This is a genomic window from Limnohabitans planktonicus II-D5, from assembly GCF_001270065.2.
In the GTDB taxonomy this organism is placed as follows: domain Bacteria; phylum Pseudomonadota; class Gammaproteobacteria; order Burkholderiales; family Burkholderiaceae_C; genus Limnohabitans_A; species Limnohabitans_A planktonicus.
On the sequence record NZ_LFYT02000007.1, the window covers coordinates 82,517 to 103,126 of the forward strand.

Consider the following 20,610-nt stretch of genomic DNA (forward strand, 5'->3'; position numbering starts at 1 on the left):
CGCTGACCCGAGGTATGGGCGGAGGACTCGCTCAGGCCACCGCCCCCGAGCCATAACGGCCCTGCAACAACTGCCCGGTTCTGAAACGCTCCAGCGCATACGGGGCCAAGGGCACATCGGTGGGCAGGCCCAGGGCTTGCTGGGCCAGCACCCGGCCCACGGCGGGTGAGAGTTTGAAGCCGTGGCCCGAAAAACCAAAGCCCACCACCAGACCCGGGACCTCGTTCACACCGCCCAGCACCGGGTTCCAATCAGGGGTCACGTCGTACACCCCGGTCCATGACGAGGCCAGACCCGCTTCGGCAAACGAGGGAAAGCGTTCTGCCACCTGCACGCCCAAGTGCGCCACATCGTCCATGGAAATATCGCCTTGGGTGTTGTCTGGCCCGCTCAGGCTTTCTCCGGCAGTGCCCTCGCTCACCAGCATCTGCCGCCCGCCATAGCTGCGGCAATACAGCATGCCGGGCGAGCCCAAGTCTTTGTAGACCGGCATGGCATAGGTGTAGGCCTCGGGGCCTTCAAGCGACATGACCTTGTGCCGCTCGGGCGTCAAAGGCACCTGAATGCCCGTCCATGTGGCCAATTCATGCGCCCAGATGTTTTGTGTGCTGACGACGACAGGCGCATGGAACACCCCGCTGGCCGTTTCCACGCCACTGACGCGGCCTTGCTGCAGCAGCAATCGCGTGACGCTTTCGCCTTCCATGAACTTGACCCCGCGCCTGCGGGCGGCGCGGGCGTAACTGGTGGCCACCAGATAAGCATCGGCAAAGCCCGCATCGGGCTCAAAGCCGATCAAGGCGGCATCGTCAAAACGGCAGATGGGCAAGCGTTCGCTGGCCTCTTGAGGGCTGAGCCTGCTGAGCGCAATGCCACGCGCCTCTTGTGCGGCCAGGGCCTCGCGCAAGGGGGCCAACTTGGGGCCTTCGGGCGAGGCGATCAAATAACCGCAACGCACCAGGCCGGCACTGGCGTCTTCGTCTTGCAGGTGTGCGGCAAAGTTTTCAAACACCGACCAGGACTGCTGCGCCAGCGCCATGTTTTCCACCACCGAATAGTGGGTGCGCAAAATACCGCTGGACTGTGAGGTGGTGCCCGCGCCGATCTGATCGCGCTCGAGCACCAGCACACGTTGAGCGCCCAAGGCCGCCAGGTTGTAGGCCACCGAGGTGCCGATCACGCCCGCCCCGATCACGATTGCATCCCATGAACTCACATCGCACTCCTGTTGTGGAACACCAGCCTAAGGTGCATGGCCGATTAGTGCATCAGTTTTGCATTGGCTGATCATCAGCATCAGCCTTGGCGCTGATGCCTTCAGCGGTCTTCGTTCACGCTGAGCAAGTTGGCGGGAAGGTTCAGCGCACTCACCCATTCGCGTTGCAGCTCGCGCACCGCCACCCGCACCATGGCCGCAATGTCCTGGGCCAGGGGGCCCAATTCGTCGGGCCGGTACACCATGTAGAAAGTGCGCTGCAGGGGCGGGTAGGCCTTGCCCTGATGCCGCAAGGCTGTCAGGGGCACACACTTCAGGTGCATGGCGTGGTAGCGCGACTGCCACAGGCACAAAGGGGTGGTCAGGGCGATGCCCAAATCCTCGCGCACCAAGCTCAGCAAGGGGTCGGTGGCATCAAATTCAAACACCTGCTCGATGTCGGGGTCGTGGCGGGCCAGGTAGGCATCGACCAGCGCCCCCATTTTGGAGCGAGTGCTGTAATGCATGAAGGGCCGCAAACCACTGAGCTGCTGCAAAGACGCCAAAGGCGGCACCTGGAAGTCCGAGGGCACGGCCAACAAAAACTGTTCTGAAAACAAGGCCAGACATTGACGCCCGGCGGCAGGCTTGGGGTCGTCGGTGGTGATCAGCACGTCCAGCTGGTGGTTGTCAAACTGCTCGGCCAGGCCCGGGTTGATGCCCGACACCAGGCGCAGCCGCTGCACACGCCCGGCCAGGCCCCGCACCATTTGTGGGCCAATCGTGGCGGCAAAGGAGTCCACACACCCAAGCCGCAACAAGCTCCTTTTGCTGCGGTGAAGAGCGCGCACCGTCTCGGTCATGTGGCTGGCACGCGAGAGCAAGTCACGCGCTTGGACATACAGGCGCTGGCCCGAAGCCGTGGGGTGGGCCGGGCGCGTGGCCCGGTCCAGCAGTGAGGCGCCCAACGACTCCTCCAGCTGCCGCACATGTTGGGACACGCCCGCCTGGGAAATCTCGAGCCGCTGCGCCGCCGCCGACACGGAGCCGGTTTCCACCAAAGCCACCCAACTGCGCAACTGTTCCCAGGAAGGGGGCATCACTTTGTCTGAAGCACGTTTTTTCATATTGATTCGGCCCTGTGAAGTATTCAATGCTAAAGGTGTTGTGAGTCGGCGGTCGAAGACTCCGACAGGGGTCTTTGCCGAAACCACCTACGTCGGACTCTGCGAGTGCCGACCTACGAGATGGCATGTCTCACGCATGGATGTCGTAGGTCGGCGGTCGAAGACTCCGACAGGGGTCTTTGCCGAAACCAACTACGTCGGACTCTGCGAGTGCCGACCTACAAGATGGCACTTCTCACGCATGGATGACGTAGGTCGGCGGTCGAAGACCCCGACATGGGCCTGTGCCCAACCCCATAACGTCGGACTCTGCGAGTGCCGACCTACGAGATGGCATGTCTTACACATGGATGTTGTAGGTCGGCGGTCGAAGACTCCGACGTGGGCCTGTGCCCAACCCCATAACGTCGGACTCTGCGAGTGCCGACCTACGAGATGGCATGTCTTACACACGGATGTCGTAGGTCGGCGGTCGAAGACTCCGACGTGGGCCTGTGCCCAACCCCATCATGGATTTTGTAGGTCGGCGGTCGAAGACCCCGACAGGGGTCTTTGCCGAAACCAACTACGTCGGACTCTGCGAGTGCCGACCTACGAGATGGCACTTCTCACACATGGATGACGTAGGTCGGCGGTCGAAGACCCCGACATGGGCCTGTGCCGGAACCAATATTGTCGGACTCTGCGAGTACCGACCTACGAGATGGCACTTCGCACACATGGATGTTGTAGGTCGGCGGTCGAAGACTCCGACGTGGGCCTTTGCCGAAACCAACAATGTCGGACTCTGCGAGTGCCGACCTACGAGATGGCACTTCTCACACATGGATGTTGTAGGTCGGCGGTCGAAGACCCCGACGTGGGCCTGTGCCCAACCCCATAACGTCGGACTCTGCGAGTGCCGACCTACGAGATGACACTTCTCACACATGGATGTTGTAGGTCGGCGGTCGAAGACCCCGACGTGGGCCTGTGCCGGAACCAATATTGTCGGACTCTGCGAGTGCCGACCTACGAGATGGCTCTTCTCACACATGGATGTTGTAGGTCGGCGGTCGAAGACTCCGACAGGGGCCTGTGCCCAACCCCATAACGTCGGACTCTGCGAGTACCGACCTACGAGATGGCACTTCTCACACATGGATGTCGTAGGTCGGCGGTCGAAGACCCCGACGTGGGCCTGTGCAGAAACCAATATTGTCGGACTCTGCGAGTGCCGACCTACAAGATGGCACTTCTCACACATGGATGACGTAGGTCGGCGGTCGAAGACTCCGACAGGGGCCTGTGCCGGAACCAATATTGTCGGACTCTGCGAGAGCCGACCTACGAGATGGCATGTCTCACACATGGATGTCGTGGGTCGGCGGTCGAAGACCCCGACAAGGATCGGCGCCGAAGCAGGCAACGTCGGACTCTGCGAGTGCCGACCTACGGGGACCATGTATTCGTAGGTCGGTGGTCGAAGACCCCGACAAGGATCGGTGCTGAAGCCGAAAGTGTCGGACTCTGCGAGTGCCGACCTACGGGGACCGTTTATTCGTAGGTCGGTGGTCGAAGACCCCGACGTTGTTTGGCCGCCGATACCGCCCGATCAGAAGCGCAAGCGTTGTCGCCAATGCACACGCATCTGCATGCCAGTTCAAGCCCTGCCCACCAAGCGCAGCACCCCCTGCCACTGTTGCGCCCAAAAACCGCGGCCGTAGTCGCGGCCCTGCTCCACCTGGTCGCGCACGCCGGTGGGGTCATAGCGCAGCTGGAAGTCGGCGGTGCCAAAGAGCATGTCCCACCAGGGCAGCAGCACGCCGAAGTTGCAGCCGCCCAGAACGGTTCGTCCCTGCACTTCAGACTCATGACCGATGCCGATGCTGTGGTGCCTGCGGTGAAAGCGCGGGCTAACCCACAGGCGCTCGCCAATGCGGCCAAACCAGATGCGAACATTGGCGTGCTGGAAGTTCTCGCTCAATTGGCTGATGGCCACCAGGGCCACAAACTGCCCCGGCCCCACCCCGATGAGCACGGCCACCGCCGACAAAATCAGACTGGTCACGATGTCGTCCAGCAGGTGGTTGCGGTTGTCGCTCCACATGGTCATCTGCCGCTGCGCGTGGTGCATTGAGTGCAGCGCCCACCAGGTGCTTGACTGGTGTTGCGCCCGGTGAATCCAGTAGTGCACAAAATCAAACACCACCAGATACACCAAAAAGCTGACCACGGCGCCGTCACTCACGCCGGGCCACAACTGGTCCAGGTGCCAGGTGGGCAGGCCCATGACGCGCAGCAGGCCCAGGCCTTGCTCGAACAGCGCTTCGAGGCTGAAAAACATCGCCAGCTTGAACAGCCCCAAGCGGTGGATCAGGGTGTAGAGCATGTCCACCCGCACGGCGTGTTTGTCCTGCACGGACTCGGCGGGCCACAGGCGCTGCATGGGGCCCAACACGGTGACCATGACCAGGATTTGCAGCAAGCCGACCACCACCCAGCCACTGCCTTCGTAGGCTTTTTCCAGCAGGTTGTCTTGCCCCATGGCCAGAGTCAGAGGTTGAACCACCTCTTCAAACAACAGCTGTTGCAAATCAGAAAAAAAGTCGATCAGCGCGTCCATGCCTCACCTTTGCGCGTCGGTCTGCCCGGAGAGTTTCAGGGGCTGTTGAAGAATCCACTCGCGGAACTGTGGGTGTTCACGCAGGGTGGCAAAGCACAGGCCGCGGGCCTTCAGGCCCACGATCAGCGGCTCCAGCACTGCGGGTGCCCAAGGGTCTTGGCGCGACCAAATGCCCAGGTGGGCCATCAAGACGTCGCCTGCCCGGATGTTGTTGAGGGCTTTTTTCAGCAATTGCGCATTCGGATAGACGTCGCTGGGCAATTCGTCCCCCAAAAAGCCCGCATCAGCCCAGCCCACATGCGCAAAACCGCACTGCTTGGCTGCGGCCAGCAAGCGCGGCGAGGTTTTGCCGCCCGGTGCCCGAAACAGTGGCAAGGGGGCTTGCCCAGTCAGCACTTGCAAACGACTGGCCGCTTGACGCAGGTTGTCGCAGTATTCCTTGGCCGACCACACCAGATCATGGCCCGCCTGCGCGCCCGACGAGGGGCGAATGCGAAAGCTGTCAGCGCCCAGATCGGCCCTCCAGTACGCGTGGTCCCAGGTGTGAGAGGCAAAGGCATGGCCTTCGGCGGCGCGGGCCCGCCACCAGGGCGCCCAGTGCTGGCCCAAAGTGCCGTCACCTTCACGGGTTTTCTCCTGGGCGGCAAAAAAAGTGACCTGCACTTGCTGACGCTGCAACACTTCGGCAACCAGTGGTGCCACGCCCATGTGGCCGGTGTCAAAGGTGAGGTAAACGGGTTGGGTGCAGGCCGCCGCCAGGGTCAGCGCGGGCGCGGCGCTGGCCAGGCCTGCGATCAAGGCGCGAACGGCTTTGTCAGTTCCTGGGCGCATGGTCCAGCGTCCACACCCCGTGGGGCGATTTGCCCACGGGCACTTGGCGCACCACTTTGCGGGCAGCGATGTCAATCACCGTCAATTTTTTGGCCCAACGCGACGCCACCAAAATGAATCGACCATCGGCCGTGACCTCCATGCAGTCCGGGCCTGAAGGTGCCGGCAATTCGGCCACCACCTGCAAAGTGGCGTAGTCGATCTGGCTGATGGTGTTGGCCACGCGGTTGCTCACAAACACATGGCGTTTGTCGCCCAGCGCCCGAAAGGCGTGCGCGCCTTTGCCGGTGGGCAGCATCTTGATCAAGCGGGGCTGAGCGCCCGTGATGTCATAAACCTCCACCCCGGTACCGCCGGTGATGCCCACGAGCAGCGTTTTGTCGTCCGGGGTGCCAAACACGTCGGCGGGCATGGTGCCCGTGCCGATGCGGGACTTGAGCGTTTGCGTGGCCAGATCAATCGAGATCAGCTCATTGCCGTCTTGGATGGAAACCCAGGCGGTGGTGCTTTTGCTGTCGATCCACAAGTGACTGGGGGTCTTGCCGGTCTTGAGACGCTTGGCCAGGGTGAGTTGGTGGCCGTCCCAGCGGTAGATGTCGACATGGTTCAGGCGGTTGGCCGCCGTTACAAACCACTTCATGTCGGGCGAAAAGCGCAGGTGATAAGGGTCCAAAATGCCCGTCACGACACGCTGGATTTGCGCCGTGCGCGGGTCAATGAAGGTCAGCGAGTCGCCCAGGGCGTTGGCCACAATCACCGATTTTTCATCGGGTGTGAGGTACAGGTGGTGCGGCTCTTTGCCCGTGGGAATTCGCTTTTTCTCCGTCCAGGTCTGGGGATCGATCACGCTGACGTTGCCGTCCAGCGAGTTGAGTACAAAAACCGGAGCCGGACTGGTCGCCGCCATGGCGTGAAACTGGAAACACAGGGCTAAAAAACCCAAAAATCGGATCGTACGGGACAAAGAAATCACAAAATCGCTTTCAAAATCGCTTTCAAGTGTAATCGGCCCGACTTGAGGAAAGCAGATGCAAATCAAAAGCACCGCAAAAATGACCGTTTTAGGCCTTGAGCTGGAAGTGCAAAGCCTGTCCGCCTCCGCCCCCACCGATGCGCCCACCCTGGTTTTTTTGCACGAAGGGCTGGGCAGCGTCGCCTTGTGGCGCGACTGGCCGCAACAACTGTGCGCGCGTCTGGGCTGTGCCGGGCTGGTGTATTCGCGCCAAGGCTATGGCCAGTCGCAAGCCACGCCCGATGTGCGGGGCGCATCGCGGCAAGTCGATGGGCAGCGCCACGGGTGCCTGCTGCCCGACTACATGCACCACGAAGCGCTGGTGGTGCTGCCTGCGTTGCTGCAGGGTCTTGGCATTGAACGGCCCGTGCTCTTGGGCCATTCGGACGGCGGCACCATCGCGCTGATCCACGCCAGCCGCCACCCGGTGGCAGGCTGCATCGTCATGGCACCGCATGTCATGGTCGAAGACATCTCGGTGCAGGCCATCACCGCCGCGCGTGAGGCCTTTGAACACGGCCCCCTGCGCCATCGCCTGATGCCCTTTCATGCCGATGTGGACTGCGCCTTCTGGCAGTGGAACGATGTCTGGCTCAGCGAGGCTTTCCGTGGGTTTGACATCCGGCCCGAACTGCAAGGCATCACCGCGCCCTTGCTGGCGATTCAAGGCGAAGCCGACCCCTACGGCACCATGGCCCAAATCGACGACATCACCCGGGCCGTGCCGCATGCACAACTGCTCAAACTGCCCGATTGCGGGCACTCGCCCCACCGCGACCAGCCCGAGGCCGTGGCACAAGCCGTGCAAGCGTTTGTTGAATCACAAGCCACCGACCTGCAAGAAAACGGCATTGCGTAGGTCGGCACTCGCAGAGTCCGACATGCCTGCGTGAGCTGCTGCGTTTTTTGGGCGTTACAGCCTCGCAAGCATCCGTCGGAGTCTTCGACCACCGACCTACAACACGCTCCCGTAGGTCGGCACTCGAAGAGTCCGACGTTGCGGGTTTTTCTCAGGCCCATGTCGGGGTCTGCGACCACCGACCTACATCGCTGCCCCCTCGTAGGTCGGCACTCGAAGAGTCCGACGTTGCGTGCTTTGGCCAAAGGCCCGGACGTGGGCTCAGGGCTTAAGCAAAGCCAGGTCTTCCTCTGTCAACCAGCGCCACTGCCCCGAAGGCAGATCCCCCAAGACCAGACCGCCGATTTGCGAACGGTGCAGGCCCTCAACCCGGTTGCCCACCGCCGCCAGCATGCGTTTGACCTGGTGGTATTTACCCTCGGTCAGGGTCAGCTTCAGGTGCAACTCGCCCACAGCCTCGCAGGCTGCGGCTTTGACCGGCTTGGGGTCGTCGTCCAGCACCACGCCAGACAAGAGCTTGTTCACCATATCGGGCGTGATCGGGTGCTTGGTGGTGACCTCATACACCTTGGGCACATGGTGCTTGGGCGAACTCATTTTGTGGATGAATTTGCCGTCATCGGTCAGCAGCAGCAAACCCGTGGTGTCTTGGTCCAACCGCCCCACCGCCTGCACGCCCTGCACAGCAGCCTTTTGCGGGCGCTGGCGCAAGGGGGGTGGCAGCAAGGTGTAGATGCTTGGCCAGGTTGAGGGTTTTTGCGAACACTCGGTGCCCGCCGGTTTGTTCAGCAGCACATAGGCGTGCTCCTGAAATGGCCAGTCGGCACCCTGCACCTGGAAATGCAGGCCTTCCGGCTCGAAGAATTCGCCCGCATCGGTCACGGTTTCACCGTTGACTTGCACATAGCCTTGCTGCACGAGACCTGCACACACCCGGCGGGTGCCAAAGCCCTGGCTGAACAAGATGTCTTCCAGGCGCATGGGTTTGAGGGATTTGGCTTTCATGGGGCATGATTGTCGCCTCGAATTCGCCCCAAACACCCCACCTTGCCGGAGACCCTTGCCCATGAACGCAGCCCTGGACACACTGACCCGCATGACCGACACGCTGGCAGCCTGCCAACAAGGCGCTTTGCCTCAAACCGACATGATCCGCCAATGGCGCAGCAACGCGGCCAGCCTGCCTTTGCCAGACAAGTTTGGGGACGTGCTGGCCAACTTGCTCGACCGCATCGAAGCCAGCGCCCTGTTCAGCGAAGAAAGCTGCTCGTTCAGCCAAAAAGACTTGTTCGACAGCCTGCAGCTGTGGGCCGACAAGGCACGGAGTCGTCTGGCCAATTCGTAGGTCGGCGGTCGAAGATTCCGACATGGGGTGATTGAGTGGCATGGCCTGCTTTACCGCACGCGGTGAACTGGGCAGACGTCGGACTCTGCGAGTACCGACCTACGGGTTCCGCGCCCGTGAAACTGCCAGAACACGGCCCGCTCTGTTGGTCGGCGGTCGAAGACTCCGACATGGGGTGCTTGAGTGGCCTGGCCTGTTTTACCGCATGCGGTGAAATGGGCAGACGTCGGACTCTGCGAGTACCGACCTACGCGATCCGCGCCCATGCAAACCGCCAGAACACCCCCCAACGACAACGGGCCCCGAAGGGCCCGTTGTGTTGTGCAAAGCGGCTGAATTACTTCAATGCCTTGAAGCGCACGCGCTTGGGTTTGGCCCCCTCTTCACCCAGACGGCGTTTCTTGTCGGCTTCGTACTCTTGGTAGTTGCCGTCAAAGAACACCCACTGGCTATCGCCTTCGGCGGCCAGAATGTGGGTGGCAATGCGGTCCAGGAACCAGCGGTCGTGGCTGATGACCATGATCGAGCCTGCGAATTCCAGCAGCGCGTCTTCCAAGGCGCGCAAGGTTTCCACGTCCAAGTCGTTCGAGGGTTCGTCCAGCAGCAACACGTTGCCGCCTTCGATCAGGGTCTTGGCCAGGTGCAAACGGCCGCGCTCACCGCCCGACAACATGCCGACCTTCTTTTGCTGGTCGCCACCGTTGAAGTTAAAGCGCCCGCAATACGCACGGCTGGCCATCTGGAACTTGCCCACGTTGATGATGTCCAGGCCACCCGAAACGTCTTCCCACACGGTCTTGTTGTTGTCCAGATCGTCGCGGTTCTGGTCCACAAAGGCCATGCGCACGGTCTGGCCGATCTTGACTTCGCCGCTGTCGGGCTGCTCTTTGCCCGCAATCAACTTGAAAAGGGTCGATTTACCGGCACCGTTGGGGCCGATGATGCCGACGATGGCACCCGCAGGCACCTGGAAGCTCAGGTTGTCGATCAGCAAACGGTCTCCAAAAGACTTGCTGACGCCCTTGAACTCGAACACTTCATTGCCCAGACGCTCGGCCACAGGGATAAAGATCTCCTGGGTCTCGTTGCGTTTTTGGTAGTCGTGGTCGCTCAACTCTTCGAAACGGGCCAGACGCGCCTTGCTCTTGGCTTGACGGCCTTTGGGGTTGGCGCGGGCCCATTCCAGTTCTTTTTTCATGGCCTTGGAGCGGGCATCTTCGGTGCGCTGCTCGGTGGCCAAACGGGCATCTTTTTGCTCCAGCCAGCTGGAGTAGTTGCCTTTGTACGGAATGCCGGAGCCCCGGTCGAGTTCCAAAATCCACTCGGCGGCGTTGTCCAGGAAGTAACGGTCGTGGGTGATGGCCACCACGGTGCCTGAAAAACGCTGCAAAAACAGCTCGAGCCAATCCACTGATTCGGCGTCCAAGTGGTTGGTGGGCTCGTCCAGCAGCAACATGTCGGGGCGCGAGAGCAGCAAACGGCACAGGGCCACGCGGCGTTTTTCACCGCCGGAGAGCTTGCCAATGATGGCGTCCCAAGGCGGCAGGCGCAGCGCGTCGGCCGCGATTTCGAGCTGGTGCTCGGACGCGTCACCCGCGGTGGAGATGATGGCTTCGAGTTGGGCCTGTTCGGCGGCCAGCGCGTCAAAATCGGCGTCTTCTTCGGCATACGCGGCGTACACCTCTTCCAGGCGGGCCTGCGCAGCCTTGACTTCGCCCATACCGCTTTCCACAGCTTCACGCACGGTCTGCTCAGGCTCCATCACGGGTTCCTGCGGCAAATACCCGATCTTCAGGCCCGACATGGGGATGGCTTCGCCTTCGATCTCTTTGTCGATGCCGGCCATGATCTTGAGCAAGGTGGACTTGCCCGAGCCGTTGGTGCCCAGCACGCCGATCTTGGCTCCGGGGAAAAAGGACAGTGAAATGTCTTTGAGAATATGACGCTTGGGCGGCACGATCTTGCCGACCCGGTTCATGGAAAAAACGTATTGAGCCATTTGAAAACCCTGAATAAAAATTGGCAGAGACTGAACACCCCGTGGGTGCCAGCTCAAGACCTCAAGCCGGTAGATGGGGGCGTGTGGTGTCTGTGCAACCCGGCATTATCCCAGACAGACACGGTTGCCGGTATCGCCAAGGCTTGCGGGGCGCTGGCACAGGCCTCACAAGGCGCGTTCGGTGATGCGCCCGGCCCGGCTGGAAAACTGCACCAGGCTGTCCATGGCTTCCAGTTGCACCCGGGCGCTGCGCTGGCCATAGACCTCGGCCCGCAACCAAGTGCACTCGGCGTCCAGCAATTCGTCAGACCCCAAACTGCACCACCAAACCCGGCCTTCGCCGTCCCAGCGGTAGCCGCGTGCCTTGAGTTTGTCCTTGGCCTCAAACGGGGCGCCCGTTGCGCGCAGCTTGTAGCGGGTCTGCCCGGCACCCGCCAAGAGGCGCGACAAACCGGTCAAACCATCTCCCAGGGGCGAAGCCAGCACCTGCAGCAAGGCGTGGCAATCAACCTGAGCCCGGTGCGCGTCGTAAAACCAGCCGCGCTCAGACGCCAAAAACTCCAGCTTGGCCGAACCGCTGCCCTCTTTTTTCCAGTCAATGCCCATGAAAGAGCAATTCCAGGCCTTGCGGGCAAACACCGGCAGCCGGGCTTCGACAAAAGGCCGGTCAAACCCGGCGTTGTGCGCCACGATCAGATCGGCCTGCTCCACCAGCGCGGTCACCGCCGCATCGTCAATGCGCTGTCCCTGCACCATGGTGTCGTCAATGCCCGTGATGTCCTGAATGGCCGGTGGAATCGGCTTGCCCGGGTCTTCAAACGACTCGTAAATGGAGACTGACCCCACCGGCAAACCCGTGGCCACATCCACCTGCACCGACAACATGGCCAGCTCGATGATTTTTTCGTTTTTGCTGTCCAGCCCGGTGGTTTCGGTGTCCAACACGATCACGCGCTGCGTGGCCTGCCCCTGCAAGCCGCCATAGTCGGCGCACGGCACCAAACGGCGCAGCACCCGAAAGTCCGGGTGCTGGGCCAGGGCCTGGGCCATGGCTTCGGGGTCGGCACTGGCATGCGGGCTTTCTGGCGGGGAGGGCAAGTTGCTGGGGGCCTGCGCCGGGTTCTGGCTGGATGCTGTGGGTGTGTCAGCCAAGGCGTGTGCGTTAGCCAAGGCAGGAGAGACGGGCACAACCATGGGCAAGGCTGCGGCCGGGGACACGGCCACCGGCTTGGCCATCCGGGGACGCCCCGCCTTCTTGGGCCTGTCCACCCCGCCCGGCTCGAAGCCGAAAAAACTCATCTGATCGGTTTTGTTCATAGGCCGAGATTAAACCGCGACTTCGGGCACATCGGCCCACGAAATTGATCCTGAGCTTGCGGGCATGTGTAAGGCACTCATGAAACAGCCAACTCTGAAATGTGTTGAATCTTGATCAGCAGATCCGGCAAACGCGCCTGGCTTGCGCCATCGGGTGGCAAGTGCCCAGGAAGGGCATCGACAAAGCTGCGCTCTCCCAGCAAGTGTTGAAACTGTGCAGCCAAATACACACGCAAAGGTACAAGGCTGTCTTGGCATTCGTTCAGCAAGGAAGCACGGCCATCGATCACGCTGATGATGTCGCCCATGTCGTGGCTGAACAAATAATCGCCACCGCCTCGGCCATAAAACGCCTCGAGCTTGGTGGCTATGAACTCTGGCGCACGCAGAACGCGTATGGGCACGCCACTGGGCAGCGCCAACGTTTGGGCTGTGGCCACGCCCATGCGGTACCACCGGTTGGTAAAGCCCAAAACTTCTTCTTGTGTAGGCATCAGGTCTACGGCCACGCCATCCACCCGCCAGCGGCACACAGGTGCATCGGGGCTTTGGTCTTGCACAAAGCCCAAGTCTCGCAACTGATCCTCAAAGCGGTAATAGTCGGCCAAGGCTTCGGCGTTGGTGACGATGTCCACATCGTCCGTGCGGCGAATGGGCGGCATGGCCAAATCGGTGATGAGCAAACCTGCGGCTGCACCGCCCACAAACACCAATTAACTGCACAGCTCGGGACCTAAACTGCGGGCGACATGCTCCAGCATGGCCACGTTCGGGTCATTGGGGTTGAATACCTGCATCAACTGGCCCAGCGTTTGTCCAGCTCGGCAATGGCCAAAGCACGCTCGCGCATGCTGCCCCCGCGCACGGCATCCAGCAAAGCCAGCAGCTCGTACAAGGCGGGGTTGTTTTTGGCGGCATCGGGCACCGTGGGATACAGCGGGTAAAACACCACGCCGCGTGCCGTGCCATCTTTGTGCGGCCAAACGGGCGCGGGCTCGGTGCTTTGCACAATCAATTTGTTCAATGGGGCTGCCGCATGCGCCGTGGGCATGCCCCGCCCCATGGGGCCATGTGTGACCGGAAAGCTATAGCGCACGCCATGCTGCACAAACAAGCGCAAGGCATCTAGCAGCACCACGGGCTTGCCTGATTCGTCTTTGCGGGCCAGTTGCGCGGCCACGGCACGGTCTACGCCCGCGTGAATTTCGGAGGCCGTGAGCTTGAGCTCTTCAGCCAAAGCGGCATACGTGGGCATACTTTCAGCACCCAAAGACAAACGCAACAGCACCACCACGTCTTGGGGGCGCAGCACCATTTGGGGGTTGGAAATTGTTCGGCTCATGGGGCGAGTTTAGTCGTTTATTCGCTATTCGCGAATGGCGAATAAATTCACAAACCGGGTTTATGCCGCCTGAGCAAATCGCAGCAAGGCCTGTTCGTCATTGGATGCAGCAAACTCCGCGCCCATGCTGGCGAGATCGCGGCGAACTTCCTCAAACGCAGCAAAGCGGTCAGTCTGGACAGGGGGTTGCGTCACAGCCAAAAGCATGGATTTGGGCATAGCTTTCACTCGTTCCAAATGACGCAAGCGGCCCAGCCATTGGTTACCGTGGTCCAGTATGCGCAGGGGGTCTTCATAGGCCAAGTGCATCGGCTTGATCACCCGCAAGGCCTTGCCACCCGCATCCAGTTCGGCAAACGGCACCTTGAATTGCAGGCCATCCACACCCAGTTTGGCGCTTTGGAATCGGTCGCCCAAGCCCTCACGCCGCAGCACGCCACGAACCGCCTTCTCAATTAGTTTTTCCTGGTATTCGGGCGTTGCAAAGTCGTGATCAACATAGTGATCGAACAATTCTTGCAGCTTGGCCTGGGGTGACTCCGTCATCACGGCACGCACGGCAGAAAACCGAAACAAGGCCTCGCGTGGTCGCACCAAATCATCAAAAATCCATGGCGCTGATCCGTTGGCCGCCATGTCACGGGTGCGGGCCATTTCCTCTGCAAAGGCTGCTACGCCCTGCGCAAAAACCCGCCGATCCAGTTTGTCAAAAAACCCGCTCAGACGACGCCACTTGTTGGAAAGCTGAAAGTCGAAATAACGTGCCGTTGGCGCAACCATGACGATGCCGACGTTGGCGAACTCCTCCGTTTCTGCGTAGGGCAGAAAACGAATGATGGAATAACGGGCGACGTGTGTCATTGGAAACCTCTCTCAAGCCGGGCACGAAGCGATAACCGGCGCTTGATCGATTCAAAGTCTACCTTAACAGGCAAAGTCCGCTCCTCGCCATCCAGCCACAGCCATTCCGGCGGTATGGCCTGTACCGCAGCGTCAAAACAAGACAGCGCAGCATCCAGCCGCTCCGATGTCTCTGCGCGGCAAACCAAATCATCAAATACGGTGTCGGACTCTTGGCGGAAAACGTGCGTTTCAAAAAACGACGCTTCATCAAAATCAGCATCGAACGCCAAATTGTGATCTATCACCAGCAGCTTGGTCTGTGCCGCATTCCAAAGCAAGTTGGGATTGCCTCCGTGAGCTGACAGCGTGCGATCTGCGTTTTCCACCCACCAATCAAAAGCCAAGAGCATGCGCCGCTGCTGTACATCAACGCGCTTGAGCTGCGTCACGGCAAACTCCTGCACCCCGGATTTCTGCGCAGAGCCAAATACCGCACCATGCCCCAAGGCGGCAATTTCTGGCCCCAGCGCAGACACCAGCTCGGGTGGCACCTGCAACAACGTGAACGCGGGTATGGGCAAGCCCAACTGCTGCGCCAGATGTGCACAAATCCACTCAGCGATCAAGCCCCGCTGCGTTGTCTCCCGACCTTTGGCAACGTACAACACATCATCTTCGGCACGCACCAGAAAGGGTCGCGTCATGCCTTGCTCCAGGCGCCGCATGATTTCGGTGACTTGCAAAGTGGTCATCAGGAATGCCTTATTCGTCAGCAAACAAGCAGCGGTGCTCGGACTTCAGTCCCTTGCCCCATGGAGGCAAAACAGATCGCCCGCGTCCAGAAGTCTTTTTGGGCAAAGCCGCTGTGGTGCGTGGCCAGGCGCGGCTTGATCGGGTCGCCCTCGCCAATGTAGAGCCAGTCACCCTCGCCGTCTTCACGCGGCCCCAGCAGCAGGTACACGCCCGTTTGCTGCAGCTCGGGCCGGTTGGCCACGCTGGGTTGCGCCCAAGCCGCACGCGGGAACACCAGCGCACGGCCCACCCAGTTGGAGCGCTCGACGATGCGCAGGCCGTCGGGGTCGCCGTCGGCGACGAAGATGCGGAGGGAGAAGGGAGTGGGCATCATGCCAGTGGATTGGCAACCGTGCGATACGCCTGATCTGGTCGATTGCGCACGTCAGGGTATCGCAGTTCCAACACACCATCTTTCACCATGGCCGTCAAGAAACGGGTTTGCAGCTTGTCCGCGTCTCGATCCACCAGTGCTGCGAGCTCAGAGGTCGATAACCATCGACCGGCACACAGTTGCCTGACAACAATTTTCAGTTGTGGCACCGGCAGTTTTTTGTTTTTCCTGGCGGGTTCTGCCATTGGCAAAAGCGCCAATACCTCGGCTGACAAACCAGCCAATCGGTCGAATTGGGGGGAGTCCCAGCCGAATTGGGGGGAGTCCGGCGGCAATTGGGGGGAGCTTTGAGGGGAGTCCCCCGCCAAATGACGGGAGTCCCCGCCCAATTGGGGGGAGTCCCCCGCCACGCGGTAGCTGGCCCAGCGACGCTGGTTTTGCTGCGTCAGCAGGCCATCGCGCACCAGGGTTTGCAGCACGCCGGTAATCTCTTTGGAATGCTCACCAGTGATTTCCTGCATGCGGGCATTGGTCACGCTGCCTTCTACCTGGGCGGTCACCACCGCTTGCACCGCTGTGGTGTCCAGCATGGCAAACCGATCGCCAAAGCGCTGGCGCAAGGCCAAGTCCACCTCGCCCGGAATCAAGCTGACCATGGGCAGCACCAGCTTCACACGGTCGGGCTGCAAAGACTCTTCGAGCCGGGGCGAGCGCCAATGCTGCGCACGCCAGCCCGCCCGGATTTTGTCCATGCCCGAGCCCGCCTTGTCGCCACCCCCCATGAGCTGAAACATCAGCTGCAGGCTTTTGTTGCGGCATTCGCTCACGCCGCCTTGCAGCAACTGCACCCGCGAGACCAGAAGCGAACCGGGGTTGGACAGTTCAATCCTGTCCGGGTAGCGCTCGATCACCACACCGCCTTGACCCCGGTGGTCGGCGTGCACCAAAGCGTTGACCACGGCCTCGCGCAGTGCCTCGTGCACGGCGGTGTCGTCTTTGCGGTACAGCTCACGGTCCAGCTGAAAAGGCATCTTCAAGTCGCCCGATAAACGCTGCATGACCCGCAGATAAAATTGGAAAAGGTTGTTTTCCCAAGTGCCATCGGGCACCACGCGGTCGGTCCAGCGCACGGCGGGGTCGTCGGACATGCGCTCGCGGTAGTCCACATGAAAACCGGGCAAGGCATCGCGAAGCGCCTCAAAGCGGCCAAACATCAACAAGCCTGCCACGGTAGCCCCTTCCAGTCCCGTGGCGCGGTCGCGGCGCAAGGCGCTCAGCTTGGTCAGCAGCGGCGCATCATCCAGCAGCAACCAAGGGTGGTCCGGCGCACGGGATGCAAAGCGGTTGCGGTATTGCTTGACCGTGTCGGGGTCAAAGTCTGGCAGGCCAAAATGCTCCACGATGTGCGAATCGGCTGGCGTGTCGGACTGGTCGGCCAGCATGCGGCGCACCTCGTCGTCCGAGCAGCGGTAGTCGCCCTCTTCGGCACGTCGGTAAGTGCCCGTCATGGGGTTGGGCCCCACAAACACCGGGCGCTGCAGCCGCGAGGCACGCGGCACGTTCACCACCACAAACTGCCTGCCCTCGTCTTCCACCGTGCGCACATCGTCGTCGCGCAGCAGGTTGGCGCTGATCTTGTGCCGGTCGTTCAGCTGGCTCCACAGCACCGTGCGCAACTGCGCGGCATCGGGCACGCCCTCCCACACCAAGCCAGACGCCTTTTCGGCCACACCCAACACAATGGTGCCGCCCTGGGTGTTGGCCATGGCGGCATACGACTCCCAAAAACTGCCGGGCATGCCACCACGAGCAGATTTGAATTCGGTGTCGATGCCTTCGGTGCTGGACTGTAGGGCGGTGAAGATGTCTAGTTGTCTCATGCTGACTCAATCTCCTGCAAGGACTTGAGCGACCGCCCCTGCGCGCCCTTCCACTCCAGCCGCCCGTTGGCACTGCGGCCGAGCACCACGCTGGCCGCTGTGCTGGGTGAACTGAAGGCATAGTCCTGTGTGAATGCGTAGGTGTTGCCTTGCTCAACCATCACACCCAGCACCTGCAATTGCTGGCGCATGGCCAACGTGCCGGGCGGAACCGAAGGCACCGCTTGCACCGCCGCCTGCGACCCCGCCTTGACCACAAAGCCCTGTGTCGACTCGTAGCCATGAGCCAGCAAGCCTTTGCCCTTGCAGGTCAGCTCGGGCGCGCTGGCGGCAGGGGCTTGGGGTGGTTGCTCGAAGGCATGCACGCCCAACACCGGCAGCATGCCCAGCATGTGCTGCAAAAACACCTGCATGTCGGCGCGGTCGGCTTCGCTGAGGGTGGGCTCGGTGGGTTGGTTGGCGTTGTCCAGCGGCACGCGCTTGGCCTGCTTGGCCAGTCGAATCAGGTTGGTCTCTAAAAACTGCACATGCGCTTTGTTGAGGCCCTGCCCCATGGAGACAAAACAGATCGCCCGCGTCCAGAAGTCTTTTTGGGCGGTGCCGCTGTGGTGACTGGCCAGGCGCGGCTTGATCGGGTCGCCCTCGCCAATGTAGAGCCGGTCACCCTCGCCGTCTTCACGCGGCCCCAGCAGCAGGTAAACGCCGGTTTGCTGCAACTCGGACCGGATGACCACGCTGGGCTGCGCCCAGACCGCACGCGGAAACACCAGCGCACGCCCCACCCAGTTGGACCGCTCGACGATGCGCAGGCCATCGGGGTCGCCGTCGACGACGAAGATGCGGAGGGAGAAAGGAGATTGCATTTCCTGCGCCACTTTCAAACTTCGTCAAACCGAAATAGGCCAAAGATCTATTTCAAACTCTTTAGCAGGTACGGCCCACTCAGTGACGGGGCCAGAACCGTGCGGATAAACTGTTGAATAGGCAAAAACCAAATGCGATGCAGGATTTGATCTTTGAAGATTTTTTAGACTTCTTACAGCAATCGACGGGCGGCCTGATCGAAAATCAACAAAGCTCAACTCACGCCTCACACCAAGGATTTCACGAAGCAACTTTTTGGGGATGTGCGCCCAATGCTTAGCTTCAACACCAATGAAAACTTGATTAGATCTAGGACGAGTGATTGCATTAGGGTCACAAACCAAAATGTCGAGTTCGTGGTATTCACCGCGAGCCGATGGCTGGGGTAAGCCAGTCAAATAAAATGAGCTTAACCCAACGAACTCTACGTCCGTCCATATATTGGCTACATGCACATTATTTTGAAGCAATTCAATGTATGAGTATGAAGTATTTATTGGGCCGGGTGCGGCCTTCAGACACACGGCCCCATTAACTACTCGAAAATGGTAACCCGATGCCTCAAGCAGATTAAGCAACTCAGCCAAGACCTTAGCTTCATACAGCTTACTTGCTACCATGCCGACCAATGAGGCTTGCAATCCAGAAGCGGAGCCCAATGTTGAGTTAAATATTTTTGTAATTGAATTTATAGCGTTCGCAGTTTGTTTGGGTGTCATTACGGTCGTTCTCCTCTAGGCCGAGCTGGAGGACCTTCGCCATTGTCAGCAGGTAGTTCAATTCCAAGATCACTCATAACCTGAACCAGCTCCTCCCTCAGGGTTTCGATAGAACAGTAATCCGCCATGTTCTTAACAATGATGGAATTTATAGGATTAGAATTGCGTCTGATTTCCGGATCACCGCCAGCTAAGAGCTGCCAACTCCATTTTTCTTTACCCAAACAACGCTCAAGACTATCTTGACTACTTTGAACGGACTCCCGCTCAAAAACTTTTAAATACGCATGAAGCAAAGAAAAATAGCGTTCAAGCATCTCAACACTAGACTTCAAACCATTCTCTATGAGCAATTCACCTATTTCGGCATCCAGTGCGCCAAAACCAAACTCTCGTACTTTCGCACGCAAGTGCTCAAGCACCTGACTAGCATCTTCAACACTCAGCCTCTCATAATTTGAATTCATACCGCCCCTTCCTTATAGTTACATTCGCTTGAAAATTAGAATCACAGTAAAATCCAAAACTCCAATGAATTTACACATCAATATCTGATGACCAATCCGGAAGCTGAAGGTTTAATTGCTCTTCTGCTGAATTTTTTCGAAACATCTGAGGTGCCTTAACGTCATGCACCTTAGTAACCGCATAGCCTGCAATTTCAATTTCACCAGTGTCGTCTTCACGTTGATGGACTTCAAAATCACAAAGCAATGTTGTTCCATTCTGAAATTGCACTTTTTGGCTTGCGACTTCAGATCGGAATGTGTCGTCTTGCAACTCAAAACTGACAGTCTTTTTCTCAAAAATACCTCTCCACTTGATTGAACCCGATCTCAACACTGGGGAAACAATTTCAAGTAGGAGGCCTTCATAAACAAGAGGTTCGAGGTTGGCTTTTGCGATTACAAAATTTCCGAAATCTGATCTAGGTACAACTTTATCAGCGGTAACTTTGTTGTGCGAAGGAGCAAATCCAACTGCATCAATTTTTGAATCTGTGAGTGAAGCCTCGTAATAATTTGAGCGACGTCGAGCAATTTTCTTTCGTGCCAGCAGTGCCTGAGCGATGTCATCCGCAGTTGGCGCTTTCTCAAGTGGAAGTGCAAGACTTTTCCCGACCTGATTTTTCTTCTCTTCAAGATCAGTCGCAGCATCCTCTTTTTCTTTGATTTCAAGTTTGATCTTCTTGATATTCAATTCATTGAGCTGCGTTTGTTGGCGTGACTGCTTTATCTTGTCGAAGTACAAAGGCGCTCCAAGTAAAGGACTCAGAAGTGCCATGACTGTTGCAATTTGCTCTTTATTTTGAAAGACCAGATCCAAATACTCAACAAGACCCCCCTCACCGAAGGCATGAGTCTCAACGTGAACTGGCAAACCAAGAACTGCAGCAACTTCTTTCAACAGGGCAAGTAATTCACCTTCTGCTCGATTGCGAACAATTGCATCCATCCGATGGGCACCACCATTAAGGTGATAGTGAATCTTGAATTCACCTGATCTCAATGATTCTTTTTGTACCTCTCCCAGATTACAGCCCACA

Annotated in this window: 20 protein-coding genes; 2 read left to right on the forward strand and 18 right to left on the reverse strand. The window is 59.4% G+C overall.

Translation table 11 applies throughout. The features are described 5' to 3' along the window. Positions 1-31: 31 nt before the first annotated feature. The 5 genes from H663_RS28205 to H663_RS28225 all read right to left on the reverse strand — a co-directional run bounded on the left by H663_RS28205 (position 32) and on the right by H663_RS28225 (position 6,728). Complete coding sequence (locus tag H663_RS28205; RefSeq protein ID WP_053173375.1) at positions 32-1,216, reverse strand: NAD(P)/FAD-dependent oxidoreductase; 1,185 nt, start codon at positions 1,214-1,216, stop codon at positions 32-34. Between the two features lie 101 nt (positions 1,217-1,317). Further along, entirely contained in the window at positions 1,318-2,295 is a 978-nt protein-coding gene (locus H663_RS28210; protein ID WP_240620454.1) for a LysR family transcriptional regulator, read from the reverse strand. 1,669 nt (positions 2,296-3,964) lie between these two features. Then, entirely contained in the window at positions 3,965-4,927 is a 963-nt protein-coding gene (locus H663_RS28215) for a sterol desaturase family protein (protein WP_053174355.1), read from the reverse strand. A gap of 3 nt (positions 4,928-4,930) precedes the next feature. After that, positions 4,931-5,758, reverse strand: a complete 828-nt coding sequence (locus H663_RS28220) for a polysaccharide deacetylase family protein (protein ID WP_053174352.1) — start codon at positions 5,756-5,758, stop codon at positions 4,931-4,933. Beyond that, complete coding sequence (locus H663_RS28225; RefSeq protein ID WP_476738480.1) at positions 5,742-6,728, reverse strand: YncE family protein; 987 nt, start codon at positions 6,726-6,728, stop codon at positions 5,742-5,744. The genes H663_RS28220 and H663_RS28225 overlap by 17 nt, the downstream gene beginning before the upstream one ends. Before the next feature lie 58 nt (positions 6,729-6,786). Between H663_RS28225 and H663_RS28230 the strand changes: the two genes are divergently transcribed. Next, the gene (locus tag H663_RS28230) at positions 6,787-7,629 is read left to right on the forward strand and encodes an alpha/beta fold hydrolase (protein WP_053174348.1); all 843 of its coding nucleotides are present in this window, start codon (positions 6,787-6,789) and stop codon (positions 7,627-7,629) included. Between the two features lie 261 nt (positions 7,630-7,890). Here H663_RS28230 and H663_RS28235 read toward each other — a convergent pair whose 3' ends face one another. Beyond that, a complete protein-coding gene (locus tag H663_RS28235; RefSeq protein WP_053176791.1) occupies positions 7,891-8,610 on the reverse strand; it encodes a pseudouridine synthase in 720 nt (239 codons plus the stop codon). A gap of 85 nt (positions 8,611-8,695) precedes the next feature. Between H663_RS28235 and H663_RS28240 the strand changes: the two genes are divergently transcribed. Further along, positions 8,696-8,974 carry a hypothetical protein gene (locus H663_RS28240; RefSeq protein WP_053174345.1) on the forward strand — a complete coding sequence of 93 codons (279 nt, stop codon included), beginning with the start codon at positions 8,696-8,698 and terminating at the stop codon, positions 8,972-8,974. Positions 8,975-9,311: 337 nt separating this feature from the next. Here the strand turns inward: H663_RS28240 and ettA are convergent, their stop codons facing one another. From ettA to H663_RS28290, 12 genes are all read right to left on the reverse strand, one after another. Next, positions 9,312-10,973 (reverse strand): energy-dependent translational throttle protein EttA, encoded by a 1,662-nt coding sequence (ettA, locus tag H663_RS28245; RefSeq protein WP_053174342.1) that lies wholly within the window; start codon positions 10,971-10,973, stop codon positions 9,312-9,314. Positions 10,974-11,138: 165 nt separating this feature from the next. Beyond that, positions 11,139-12,290, reverse strand: coding sequence for a 3'-5' exonuclease (locus tag H663_RS28250; protein ID WP_053174339.1), 1,152 nt, complete (start codon positions 12,288-12,290; stop codon positions 11,139-11,141). Between the two features lie 77 nt (positions 12,291-12,367). Then, positions 12,368-13,000 carry a hypothetical protein gene (locus H663_RS28255; RefSeq protein ID WP_205872698.1) on the reverse strand — a complete coding sequence of 211 codons (633 nt, stop codon included), beginning with the start codon at positions 12,998-13,000 and terminating at the stop codon, positions 12,368-12,370. A gap of 86 nt (positions 13,001-13,086) precedes the next feature. After that, positions 13,087-13,632 (reverse strand): hypothetical protein, encoded by a 546-nt coding sequence (locus H663_RS28260; protein WP_205872699.1) that lies wholly within the window; start codon positions 13,630-13,632, stop codon positions 13,087-13,089. Positions 13,633-13,692: 60 nt separating this feature from the next. After that, positions 13,693-14,493, reverse strand: a complete 801-nt coding sequence (locus H663_RS28265) for a DUF3037 domain-containing protein (RefSeq protein ID WP_053174334.1) — start codon at positions 14,491-14,493, stop codon at positions 13,693-13,695. Beyond that, positions 14,490-15,227, reverse strand: coding sequence for a HipA family kinase (locus H663_RS28270; RefSeq protein ID WP_083451263.1), 738 nt, complete (start codon positions 15,225-15,227; stop codon positions 14,490-14,492). The genes H663_RS28265 and H663_RS28270 overlap by 4 nt, the downstream gene beginning before the upstream one ends. A 17-nt stretch (positions 15,228-15,244) precedes the next feature. Beyond that, on the reverse strand, positions 15,245-15,598 hold the full coding sequence (locus tag H663_RS28275; RefSeq protein ID WP_205872700.1) for a GIY-YIG nuclease family protein: 354 nt from the start codon (positions 15,596-15,598) through the stop codon (positions 15,245-15,247). After that, complete coding sequence (locus tag H663_RS28280) at positions 15,598-17,481, reverse strand: ATP-binding protein (RefSeq protein WP_053174331.1); 1,884 nt, start codon at positions 17,479-17,481, stop codon at positions 15,598-15,600. Before H663_RS28280 ends, H663_RS28275 begins: the two co-directional genes overlap by 1 nt. Further along, a complete protein-coding gene (locus H663_RS28285) occupies positions 17,478-18,344 on the reverse strand; it encodes a GIY-YIG nuclease family protein (protein ID WP_053176789.1) in 867 nt (288 codons plus the stop codon). Before H663_RS28285 ends, H663_RS28280 begins: the two co-directional genes overlap by 4 nt. A gap of 24 nt (positions 18,345-18,368) precedes the next feature. Further along, the gene (locus H663_RS41285; protein ID WP_133239988.1) at positions 18,369-19,064 is read right to left on the reverse strand and encodes a hypothetical protein; all 696 of its coding nucleotides are present in this window, start codon (positions 19,062-19,064) and stop codon (positions 18,369-18,371) included. After that, positions 19,064-19,531 (reverse strand): hypothetical protein, encoded by a 468-nt coding sequence (locus H663_RS41290; RefSeq protein WP_133239989.1) that lies wholly within the window; start codon positions 19,529-19,531, stop codon positions 19,064-19,066. Before H663_RS41290 ends, H663_RS41285 begins: the two co-directional genes overlap by 1 nt. A 70-nt stretch (positions 19,532-19,601) precedes the next feature. Then, entirely contained in the window at positions 19,602-20,609 is a 1,008-nt protein-coding gene (locus tag H663_RS28290; protein WP_133239990.1) for a hypothetical protein, read from the reverse strand. Between the last annotated feature and the right edge of the window lies 1 nt (position 20,610).

Excerpts from the sequence above, each read along its gene's own strand:
- H663_RS28240 (WP_053174345.1), top strand. The coding sequence starts at position 8,696 with ATGAACGCAGCCCTGGACACACTGACCCGCATGACCGACACGCTGGCA.
- H663_RS28280 (WP_053174331.1), bottom strand. The coding sequence starts at position 17,481 with ATGAGACAACTAGACATCTTCACCGCCCTACAGTCCAGCACCGAAGGC.
- H663_RS28235 (WP_053176791.1), bottom strand. The coding sequence starts at position 8,610 with ATGCGCCTGGAAGACATCTTGTTCAGCCAGGGCTTTGGCACCCGCCGG.
- H663_RS28215 (WP_053174355.1), bottom strand. The coding sequence starts at position 4,927 with ATGGACGCGCTGATCGACTTTTTTTCTGATTTGCAACAGCTGTTGTTT.
- H663_RS28270 (WP_083451263.1), bottom strand. The coding sequence starts at position 15,227 with ATGACCACTTTGCAAGTCACCGAAATCATGCGGCGCCTGGAGCAAGGC.
- H663_RS28260 (WP_205872699.1), bottom strand. The coding sequence starts at position 13,632 with ATGAGCCGAACAATTTCCAACCCCCAAATGGTGCTGCGCCCCCAAGAC.
- H663_RS28210 (WP_240620454.1), bottom strand. The coding sequence starts at position 2,295 with ATGCCCCCTTCCTGGGAACAGTTGCGCAGTTGGGTGGCTTTGGTGGAA.
- H663_RS28220 (WP_053174352.1), bottom strand. The coding sequence starts at position 5,758 with ATGCGCCCAGGAACTGACAAAGCCGTTCGCGCCTTGATCGCAGGCCTG.
- H663_RS28250 (WP_053174339.1), bottom strand. The coding sequence starts at position 12,290 with ATGAACAAAACCGATCAGATGAGTTTTTTCGGCTTCGAGCCGGGCGGG.
- H663_RS28230 (WP_053174348.1), top strand. The coding sequence starts at position 6,787 with ATGCAAATCAAAAGCACCGCAAAAATGACCGTTTTAGGCCTTGAGCTG.
- H663_RS28285 (WP_053176789.1), bottom strand. The coding sequence starts at position 18,344 with ATGCAATCTCCTTTCTCCCTCCGCATCTTCGTCGTCGACGGCGACCCC.
- H663_RS41285 (WP_133239988.1), bottom strand. The coding sequence starts at position 19,064 with ATGACACCCAAACAAACTGCGAACGCTATAAATTCAATTACAAAAATA.
- H663_RS28275 (WP_205872700.1), bottom strand. The coding sequence starts at position 15,598 with ATGCCCACTCCCTTCTCCCTCCGCATCTTCGTCGCCGACGGCGACCCC.
- ettA (WP_053174342.1), bottom strand. The coding sequence starts at position 10,973 with ATGGCTCAATACGTTTTTTCCATGAACCGGGTCGGCAAGATCGTGCCG.
- H663_RS41290 (WP_133239989.1), bottom strand. The coding sequence starts at position 19,531 with ATGAATTCAAATTATGAGAGGCTGAGTGTTGAAGATGCTAGTCAGGTG.
- H663_RS28265 (WP_053174334.1), bottom strand. The coding sequence starts at position 14,493 with ATGACACACGTCGCCCGTTATTCCATCATTCGTTTTCTGCCCTACGCA.